The organism is Mycobacterium sp. TH-M82 (assembly GCF_057473605.1).
The window spans coordinates 1-8,381 of sequence record NZ_JBYCKY010000656.1 but is presented as its reverse complement, the minus strand read 5'-3'; the positions used below and the strand labels follow the sequence as shown (position 1 = coordinate 8,381).

At 69.5% G+C, this 8,381-nt stretch carries 6 protein-coding genes and 1 pseudogene; 5 read left to right on the top strand and 2 right to left on the bottom strand.

Annotated features, from left to right (window positions below):
* Nucleotides 1–5 precede the first annotated feature (5 nt).
* Nucleotides 6–1,700 carry an oxalyl-CoA decarboxylase gene (oxc, locus tag AC2VON_RS19320; protein ID WP_486954393.1) on the top strand — a complete coding sequence of 565 codons (1,695 nt, stop codon included), beginning with the start codon at nt 6–8 and terminating at the stop codon, nt 1,698–1,700.
* Between the two features lie 7 nt (nt 1,701–1,707).
* Here the strand turns inward: oxc and AC2VON_RS19315 are convergent, their stop codons facing one another.
* The gene (locus AC2VON_RS19315) at nt 1,708–2,613 is read right to left on the bottom strand and encodes an alpha/beta hydrolase (protein ID WP_486954392.1); all 906 of its coding nucleotides are present in this window, start codon (nt 2,611–2,613) and stop codon (nt 1,708–1,710) included.
* A gap of 66 nt (nt 2,614–2,679) precedes the next feature.
* Here AC2VON_RS19315 and AC2VON_RS19310 point away from each other — a divergent pair, with 66 nt between their 5' ends.
* Nucleotides 2,680–3,300: a TetR/AcrR family transcriptional regulator gene (locus AC2VON_RS19310; RefSeq protein WP_486954391.1), complete on the top strand. Its 621-nt coding sequence runs from the start codon at nt 2,680–2,682 to the stop codon at nt 3,298–3,300.
* A 7-nt stretch (nt 3,301–3,307) separates the two neighbouring features.
* Nucleotides 3,308–5,239: a neutral/alkaline non-lysosomal ceramidase N-terminal domain-containing protein gene (locus AC2VON_RS19305; RefSeq protein ID WP_486954390.1), complete on the top strand. Its 1,932-nt coding sequence runs from the start codon at nt 3,308–3,310 to the stop codon at nt 5,237–5,239.
* Here the strand turns inward: AC2VON_RS19305 and AC2VON_RS19300 are convergent.
* Nucleotides 5,230–5,848: pseudogene (locus tag AC2VON_RS19300) on the bottom strand (DUF429 domain-containing protein). The gene AC2VON_RS19305 and the pseudogene AC2VON_RS19300 overlap by 10 nt on opposite strands.
* A gap of 53 nt (nt 5,849–5,901) precedes the next feature.
* On the opposite strand from AC2VON_RS19300, the gene purB reads away from it, so the two are divergent.
* Both purB and AC2VON_RS19290 read left to right on the top strand, forming a co-directional pair.
* On the top strand, nt 5,902–7,320 hold the full coding sequence (purB, locus tag AC2VON_RS19295) for an adenylosuccinate lyase (protein WP_486954389.1): 1,419 nt from the start codon (nt 5,902–5,904) through the stop codon (nt 7,318–7,320).
* Nucleotides 7,321–7,324: 4 nt separating this feature from the next.
* Complete coding sequence (locus AC2VON_RS19290; protein ID WP_486954388.1) at nt 7,325–8,320, top strand: tellurite resistance/C4-dicarboxylate transporter family protein; 996 nt, start codon at nt 7,325–7,327, stop codon at nt 8,318–8,320.
* Nucleotides 8,321–8,381 lie beyond the last annotated feature (61 nt).

Below are 8,381 nucleotides of genomic sequence, written 5' to 3'. Positions count from 1 at the left end.
GTGCCATGGCGACCCCATCGACACCCGCGCGACCGACCGACGGCTTCCACCTTGTCGTCGATGCCCTCAAGCTCAACGGGATTGGCACCATGTACGGCGTCGTCGGCATCCCGATCACCGACCTTGCCCGGGTGGCGATGGCCGCGGGAATGCGCTACCTCGGTTTCCGGCACGAGGGCTCCGCCGGGCACGCCGCAGCCATCGCCGGTTACCTCACCCGCCGCCCGGGTGTCTGCCTGACGGTGTCGGCCCCCGGCTTCCTCAACGGCCTGCCCGCGCTGGCCAACGCCACCGCGAACTGCTTTCCGATGATCCAGATCTCGGGATCGGGTGGGCGCGCGATGGCGGATCTGCAGCGCGGTGACTATCAGGAACTCGACCAGCTCAACGCGGCCCGGCCGTTTGCGAAGGCGGTGTACCGGATCGACCGGATCGAGGACATCGGCCGCGGCGTCGCCCGGGCCGTCCGCGCCGCGGTTTCCGGGCGCCCGGGTGGCGTCTACCTCGACATCCCGGGGGCCGTGCTCGGCCAGCACATCGATGCTGCCACGGCTGCCGAGGCGACCTGGCGAGTCGTCGATCCGGCCCCGGTGCAGTTGGCGGCACCCGATGCGCTCGACCGCGCGTTCGGGTTGCTGGCGGCGGCGCAGCGGCCGCTGATCGTGCTGGGCAAGGGCGCCGCATATGCGCAAGCCGACGTCGTGATCGCAACGTTCGTGGAAACCAGCGGCATCCCGTTCCTGCCGATGCCGATGGCCAAGGGGTTGGTGCCGGACGCCCATCCGCAGTCGGTGGCGGCCGCCCGTTCGCTGGCGCTGGCTCGCGCGGACGTGATCATGCTGGTCGGGGCCCGGCTGAACTGGATGCTCGGCCACGGCGAACCGCCGGCATTCTCCGTCGACGCGCGGTTCATCCAGGTCGACATCCAGGCGTCGGAGTTCGACAGCAACCGGCCGATCGCCGCACCGCTGAGCGGGGACATCGGTTCGGTGATGGCGGCGCTGGCCGATCGGCTGTCTGCGCACCCGATCGCGGTGCCGGCGGCCTGGACCGCCGAGCTCGCCGGCCGGGTAGCGCACAACAACGCCGCGATGAGCCGGCAGCTGGCCGAGGATCCACACCCGATGCGCTTCTCCAACGCGCTGCGCGCGGTGCGCGCCGTGCTGCGACGACATCCGGAGGTCTACCTGGTCAACGAGGGCGCGAACGCACTGGACATCACCCGCAACATGATCGACATGGAGGTGCCGCGGCACCGGCTCGACAGCGGCACCTGGGGCGTGATGGGGGTCGGCATGGGCTATGCCATCGGCGCCGCGGTCGAGACCGGCCAGCCGGTCGTCGCGATCGAGGGCGACAGCGCATTCGGCTTCAGCGCCATGGAGATCGAGACGATCTGCCGGTACCAGCTGCCGATCGCTGTCGTGATCCTCAACAACGGCGGGGTGTACCGCGGCGACGAGCAAAGCGCCGGGGCGGGCCCGGCACCGACCGTGCTGAGCGCGCACGCACGCCACGAGCTGATCGCGGAAGCGTTCGGCGGCAGGGGTTATCACGTCACCACCCCGGCAGAGCTGGAAGCGGCGCTCACCGAGGCGCTGGCGTCGAACCGGCCGGCGGTCATCGACGCGGAGCTCGATCCGGCCGCCGGTGTGGAGAGCGGGCACCTGAAGGACCGCAACACCACGAGCACCTTGTGACGCCGGCTCAGGCGACCAGCAGCGGCGCGATCCAGGTCAGTTCGCCGGGCAGCTGGGCGCTCCAAAACGACGGGTCGTGCCCGCCGGGGGAGAATCCGCCCGCCGGCGGGTTAGGCAGCGAAGCGATGAACTCCCTGGTCGCCGAGGAGAACGGATCGCCGTTGCCGCAGTCCACCCGGATCGGGATGGACGCCAAGGCGGGCATCCCGAACACCGAGTTCGCCGAGAAGTCGGTGGTGCCGTCGAATGCCCCCGGCGCGGCGGCTCCGGAGGACAGCCACAGCGCCGGGCTGACCGCGCAGATCGCCGCGGTGTGGTCTGGTCCCAGCCGTCCGCCGAGCAGCAGCGCTCCGTAACCGCCCATCGACCAGCCCAGAAACCCCACCCGCGAGGTGTCCAGACCGTGCTCGCCGAGCAGCGGGATCAGCTCGTCGAGCACCATCGCGCCGGAGTCCTCCCCGGAGGACCGTTTATGCCAGTAGCTGCCGCCGCCGTCGACGGCGACCACCGCGAACGGCGGCAGGCCCGCGTCGACGGCCTGGGCCAGGCCCTGCTCGACGCCGCCGGCCATCACCGTCGCCGCGTCGCTGCCCTTGCCGTGCAACGCGATCACCGGCCGCAGCACCGCCGTCTGGCCCGGTGGGCGGGCGATCGCCCAGTTGGTCGTCGCACCGCCGCGTGCCGCCGACGCAAACGAGCCGCTGGCCATTGTCGGAGCCGCGGGCGCCGGGGCGAGCGCAGGCGGTGGTTCGAGGGGCGGCGCCAGCGGTGCCCCGGTGCCGGCCATCGACAACTCGCGGCCGGCAACCGGATGCGCGGGACCCAGCGCGTAGGCTCCGGCCGCTGTGGCGGCGGCGCCGGCGCCGAGGCGCAACAGCGCGCGCCGGCTCAGGTCGGGCATGCGGGCCATCATGCCAGGATCATCGTGTTTGACCGAAAGCCCAGTGCGGCACCGGCCCGGCTGGCAGCATGTCCAGACGTGACGGCACCGGTGACGCCCAAGGGCGAACGCCGACGACATGAGCTGGTCAGCGCGGCCGCCGCGCTGCTCCACGAGGGCGGGCTCGAAGCGGTGACCCACCGTACGGTGGCACGCCGGGCGGGCGTGGCGCTGGCGTCCACGACCTACTATTTCTCGTCGCGGGACGACCTGATCGCCAGCACCGTCGAACATATCGGGATGCTGGAAGTCGCCCGGTTGCGCGCCCGCGTTGCCAGCCTGTCGCGACGGCGCCGCACCGCCGGGACGACCGCAGACATGCTGGTCGACCTGTTGGTGGGTGAGGCTTCCGATGAGCGGCTCACCGAGGAGCTCATCACCCGCTACGAGCGCTACATCATCTGTGCCCGGCTGCCCGCGCTACGCGGTATCCAGCGCCGGATGCTGCGCCAGCGTGCCGACGCCGTCATCGAAGCCGTGCAGCGATCCGGTCGCACGGCGCGGATCGAGATGCTTTTCGCACTGACCTGCGTGGTCGACGGGGCGGTGGTCGCCGCGCTGGTCAACGACGGGCAGGGCCCACGCCAGGCGGCGCGGGCCGCGCTGATCGATGTTATCGACCTGCTCGCACCGATCTACCGGAGCGCGGTGTCGGCCTGATGCGCCGATGACGATGTTCGTCGGGCGAGGGATCGCGGACATCACGGGTGAACCGGCCGAATGCGGCATGCTCGGGTACGGGAAGGCCGAGCAGCGCACGACCGGCATCCACCTGCGGCTGCGCGCACGGGCGTTCGTGTTCGCCTCCGATGCCGACCGCGTTCTGCTCGTCGTGGCGGAACTGCCGCTGCCGACGCAAAGCGTCACCGACGAGGTCCTCGCCCGGCTGCAGCGGGCCTACGGTTCCCGCTACACCGCGCAGAACACGCTGATCACTGCCACCCATACCCACTCCGGGCCGGGGGGATACTGTGGCCATCTGCTCTACAACCTGACCACGAGCGGGTTTCGCCCGGCGACGTTCGAGGCGATCGTGGCCGGCGTCGTCGAGGCGGTCGAGCGCGCCGACGCCGACCTCGCACCGGGCGAGGTGGCGTTGTCGCACGGCCAGTTGCACGATGCCAGCACCAACCGCTCACCGACGGCGTTCGCCCGGAACCCGGAGGCGGATCGATCGGTGTTCCCCGAGGGCATCGACCCGCAAACGACCCTGCTGCGCATCGACCGGCAGGGTCTACCGGTGGGGGCGATGAACTTCTTCGCCACTCACGGCACCAGCATGACCAACCGCAACACCCTCATCTCCGGCGACAACAAAGGCTACGCCGCCTACCACTGGGAGCGTCTGGTCGGAGGTAACGATTACCTCGGCGGTCAACCCGGCTTCGTTGCGGCCTTCGCCCAGACCAATCCCGGAGATATGAGCCCGAACACCAACCGCCGCAACGGGATCGGGCCAACTCAGGACGAGGTGGAAAACACCCGCATCATCGGGCTGCGGCAGTATCAGGCCGCAGCCGCACAACTGGTGCACGGAACACCGGCCGGCGAAACGGTCGACGCCCGGATGGTCTACGTCGACCTCGCCAACGCGAGCGTCAGCGGGGAGTTCACCCCCGACGGTCAGCCGCGGCGGACCGGCCACCCGATGGTGGCCGCGGCCGCGCTGGCGGGGACCGACGACGGCGCCGGGTTCGCCGGTTTTCATCAGGGCCGCAACAGGTTCTGGGAGACCGCGTCGGCAGCCCTGTACCGGTTCGACGCCAAACTACGAGAGGCCCACGCGCCGAAGGGTCTGGTGGCGCCGGGCAGCCTGGTCAACCGGATAAAGCCGTTCATCCAAGAACGGGTGCCGGTACAGCTGGTGCGCATCGGGCGGCTGTATCTGATCGGCATCCCCGGCGAGCCGACGATCGTGTCCGGGTTGCGACTGCGACGCGTCGTCGCCGCAATCGTCGGGGCAGCGCTGGCCGACGTGCTGTGCGTCGGATACAGCAACGCCTATATCCACTACATCACCACGCCCGAGGAGTATCTGGAACAGCGCTATGAGGGGGGCAGCACGCTGTTCGGCCGCTGGCAACTCCCGTTGTTCATGCAGACCGTCGCGGGACTGGCGACCGCTATGCGCGACGGTGAGCCGGCCGTGGCCGGACCGGGCCCGACTGCCACCACCCGCGCGAGTTGGCTGCGTCGTGCCCGACCCGACACCGGTGAGTTCGGCACGGTCGTCACCGAACCGGAAGACCGGTACCAGACGAAGCAGACCGTCCGAGCCGTCTTCGTCAGTGCCTACCCCAACAACGACCTGCATCGCGGGCGCACCTTTCTGGAGGTGCAGCACCACGGCGAGACGGGCTGGATGCGGGTTGCCGACGACGGCGACTGGGCGACCACATTCCGCTGGCGGCGCAATGGGCGGACCGGTTCGACGGTGACCGTCGAGTGGGTCATCCCGGAAGACGCCACAGCGGGCCGATACCGGATCGTGCACCACGGCACGGCCTGCCGCGGCAGCGGAGGCCTCGCGCCGTTTACCGGCATGACACGCGAGTTCACCGTGAGCGGCCCGGCAGCGCAGGAGCAACCTCAACCGTAGGTTGGCTGCTTGTGCTGACCAAGGTCCGCCGGCAGTGTCGGCGTCACGATGCAGCCGGTGACGAAGTCGCCGTAGATGGTGACAGCGGCTGGGCGAAGTTGGGCGTACATCCCCACATACGCGCAGACGACAGCGTCGACGGGATCCTCGACGCGACGCAGCTCGCTCTTGCGCTCAGCGATCCGGACCCGCCGGCGCAGATCGGTCAAGTGGCCGTTGTCGGTCACCCGCAGCGGCACCGTGGACTGCGCGAGCCCTTCGATCGCGTCCATCAACCGCAGCAGTTCCGATCTGAGCTGGCCGACGCCACGGCCGGGCTTGGCCTTGTACTTCAACGTGCGCGCCAGCCGAAAACAGCACCAGCCTCGAACCGGCCGAAGTCGCGGTTCAATGCGGCCTCGGCGGGCCGCTGGCCGGTCGGGTTGGTCACCACCAGCGGCGCGTCGATGCCGACCAGGCAGTCGCCGCGCAGGTAGAGCCAGAGCACCCCGGTGATCTCGGCGTCGTCGCGGGCGGTGCCAACGCAGACCAGAACCCCGTCGGGGTCCACCACCGCACCCCGGTCGGGCTGCGTTCGCCCCAGGCCAGGTCCACGCCGACGAAGTACACCCGGTCACTGTGCCTTGTCGAAGGCGGGTATGGCGACCGTAAGCTGTGTGTTCGTGAGCATTCCCAATGTGCTGGCCACCCGCTACGCCAGCGCCGAGATGGCCGCGATCTGGTCACCGGAGGCCAAAGTCGTCGCCGAGCGCCGGTTCTGGCTGGCGGTGCTGGGGGCCCAGGCGGAGCTGGGGGTGCAGGTTCAAAAGCAGGTGCTCGCCGACTACGAGCGGGTGGTCGATGACGTCGACCTGGCGTCGATCGAAGCCCGCGAACGCACCCTGCGCCACGACGTCAAAGCCCGCATCGAGGAGTTCAACGCGCTGGCCGGCCATCAGCACGTGCACGCGGGCATGACCAGCCGCGATTTGACAGAGAACGTCGAGCAGCTGCAGATCCGCCAGTCGCTGGATCTCGTCTTCGGCCACGGGGTCGCCGTGGTTGCGCGGTTGGCCGAGCGGGCGGTCCAATACCGCGATCTGGTGATGACCGGACGCAGCCACAACGTCGCCGCGCAGCCCACCACGCTGGGCAAGCGGTTCGCCTCTGCCGCCCAGGAGACGCTGATCGCGCTGGCCCGGCTGCGCGAGTTGATCGACCGCTACCCGCTGCGCGGCGTCAAGGGGCCGATGGGCACCGCCCAGGACATGCTGGACCTGTTCGGCGGAGATGCCGCCAAGCTGGCTGAACTGGAACGGCGCATCGCCGAATTTCTGGGCTTCGGGGCGGTGTTGGCCAGCGTTGGCCAGGTTTATCCGCGTTCGCTGGACCACGATGTGATCTCCGCGCTGGTGCAGTTGGGTTCTGGTCCTTCGTCGTTCGCCTACACTGTCCGGCTGATGGCCGGCCACGAACTGGTCACCGAGGGCTTCGCGCCCGGGCAGGTCGGCTCGTCGGCGATGCCGCACAAGATGAACACCCGCAGCTGCGAACGGGTCAACGGGCTACAGGTGGTGTTGCGCGGCTACGCCTCGATGGCGGCCGAGCTGGCGGGTGCACAGTGGAACGAGGGCGACGTGTTCTGCTCGGTGGTGCGCCGGGTGGCGTTGCCGGACGCGTTCTTCGCCGCTGACGGCCAGATCGAGACGTTTCTGACGGTGCTCGGCGAATTCGGTGCCCACCCGGCGGTGATCGGTCGTGAGTTGGATCGCTACCTGCCGTTTTTAGCCACCACCAAGGTGTTGGTCGCCGCCGTGCGCGCCGGCATGGGCCGGGAGGCTGCGCATCAGGTGATCAAGGAGAACGCGGTGGCGGTGGCATTGGCGATGCGGGAACGCGGCGCCGAACCCGATCTTCTCGACCGACTGGCCGCCGATCCACGATTGCCGTTGGACCGGGCGGCGATCGACGCCGCGCTCGCCGACGAACAGGCATTCACCGGCGCGTCCGGTGACCAGGTGGACGCCGTGGTCGCGGCGGTGCAGACGCTGGTTGCCCGCTATCCCGACGCGGCCAAGTACACCCCGGGTGCGATCCTGTAACGCCATGGCCGTTCGGTCGCGCCGACTATGCCGGGTCGAGCCGGCACCGGACGTATTCGCGGCGGTGATGGCGACCGGGATATTGTCGATCGCTGCGCACAACCACCACTACCGGTCGATCAGCGACGCGCTGGGGGTGTTGGCCACGGCGGCAATGGTGGCTCTGGCCGGGCTGGTGTTGACCCTCGCGGTTCAGCGCCGGATCGGCTGGGACCTCGCCGACCCCGACGTCACGCTGGGGCTGTGCACCTTCGTGGCCGCATGCGCGGTGCTCGACTCGCGGCTGTCGGCGCACCCGACGATCGTGCGGAGCCTCGGCGTTGTGGCCCTGCTGTCGTGGCTGGCGCTGTCGACGCTGACCACCCGCAACATGGCGGCGCGATCCTGGACGGAACTGCGTGATCGTGCCCACGGTGAGTGGGAACTGGGCAGCGTCGGCACGTCCGGTTTGGCCGTGGTGACCGCGCAGGCAGCCCGGCAGACCGGTGACCACAGGTGGCTGGTGATCGCGCTGCCGGTTTGGCTGCTGGCGATTGTGTTCTACGGGCTGATGACCTGGCTGATCCTGTGGCGCATCGTCGCCGAGCGGAGGGACCGTGAGGGATTCGAGCCCGACGACTGGATCCTGATGGGAGCGATGGCCATCGCCACGCTGGCCGGCGACCGCATCCACGGCGTGGCCCCGCAGTGGCTGGCCGGGCCGGTGCGCGCTGTCACCATCGTGACCTGGGTGGCGGCCAGTTTGTGGATACCGCCGCTGATCTACTTCGTGTTGCACCACGTCAACCAGCGACCCGGGGTCTTGCGGTTCGCCGGGGTGTGGTGGGCGGTGGTGTTCCCGCTGGGCATGTACTCGGTGGCCACCGACGCGACGGCGGCGGAGCTGGGAGTGGCATCGATGCAGACGGTTTCACTGGTGTTCTTCTGGAACGCGCTGACGGCGTGGCTGATCGTGGTGATCGCGGGCCTGCTGCGATTTCGGCGTGCTTTCTTGCGCTGAGCGACGACTATCACGCCGAAATCGCGTTGCGGATCTGGGTGAGCACCCGCTCTGGATGCTC

Excerpts from the sequence above, each read along its gene's own strand:
- oxc (WP_486954393.1), top strand. The coding sequence starts at position 6 with ATGGCGACCCCATCGACACCCGCGCGACCGACCGACGGCTTCCACCTT.
- AC2VON_RS19315 (WP_486954392.1), bottom strand. The coding sequence starts at position 2,613 with ATGATGGCCCGCATGCCCGACCTGAGCCGGCGCGCGCTGTTGCGCCTC.
- AC2VON_RS19305 (WP_486954390.1), top strand. The coding sequence starts at position 3,308 with ATGACGATGTTCGTCGGGCGAGGGATCGCGGACATCACGGGTGAACCG.
- AC2VON_RS19290 (WP_486954388.1), top strand. The coding sequence starts at position 7,325 with ATGGCCGTTCGGTCGCGCCGACTATGCCGGGTCGAGCCGGCACCGGAC.